Source organism: Psychrobacter immobilis (genome assembly GCF_904846225.1).
Taxonomy (GTDB): domain Bacteria; phylum Pseudomonadota; class Gammaproteobacteria; order Pseudomonadales; family Moraxellaceae; genus Psychrobacter; species Psychrobacter immobilis_F.
Window position 1 is genome coordinate 1 of the sequence record NZ_CAJGZJ010000056.1, and the last position, 1,051, is coordinate 1,051.

Consider the following 1,051-nt stretch of genomic DNA (forward strand, 5'->3'; position numbering starts at 1 on the left):
ATGGTTGGCTTTTTTTTGTGCTAAATTTGGCTGGTAATTGTATGATGTATTTAAGGAATAATAAGAATTTGGGTAAGGCTAGGATTGTTTAGAAAATGTGCAGCTATTCACACTCTTATACTTTCGCTGCTTTGTATTTACTTTGCTTTAAGGGTGTAGGGGTGTGAATTGTGAAAAAAACTTATAATGATTCAATAGATAAATACCCTAAAGAGGTTTTAGATTTATACTTGGGTGATTCAAAGTGTGCTGGTCGTTATGCTTATTTACTTAGCCACACAGATTACAGTAGGAGCATTAAAGACTTTGATAACATTTTATCAGTAATGTACTTTCAAATCTCAGAATGGCTTGAATCTGTCAAAGCATCGCTTAAAGATGATAATTATGATGATGCCGCAGCTATGTGTGCAAGCTGCATAGATGATGTTTTAATAAAAGTAAAATATTTAGACCTTTTCAATTACGAACAAGACTTAATAAATATAGATTACATAGTAATGGCTTATACACAATCAATTCTGGCTAACTTATGTCAAAGATATGGACGTTATAAGCTAGGAGTGGATATGTATTGTGAATGGCTTATGCTTGATTCATTTATAAAAACAACTCATGGTTGGTCATACGCTGAAATTGTCTCGCAAGTTCCCAAGAATCCTAAGCAAGTAAGTGCAAACCGTCAAAAAAGCGTATTAATTCCATTGGCTAGAATAATATGGGAGCGTCATGACGTAAGCTACTTAATATCACCAACCACGATGGCTGAAATTCTTATAAGCCTATATTCACAGCATAATGATAAAATACCAAGTAAACGAACTATAAAAGAATGGTTAAAACAGCATAAGAATATTACGCCTAAAAAGGTTATTTTAAGGCTTTCAAAAGACCCAAATTATATCCTAGATGATGGGGAAGGAAAGCAATTAGAAAGCCAAAAGAACTTTATTTTGGAAAAGTATAAAGATACATGAGCCCATCCCAGATTCTGTGTAACTGCCATTTAGATTAAATGCCTGCTGATACGGTCATCAAACATAATCATAAA

At 33.3% G+C, this 1,051-nt stretch carries 1 protein-coding gene; it reads left to right on the top strand.

Features of this window, described 5'->3' with window-relative positions; genetic code table 11:
• The first annotated feature begins 170 nt into the window (after positions 1-170).
• A complete protein-coding gene (locus JMX48_RS13985) occupies positions 171-977 on the top strand; it encodes a hypothetical protein (RefSeq protein WP_201538777.1) in 807 nt (268 codons plus the stop codon).
• Positions 978-1,051: the final 74 nt, after the last annotated feature.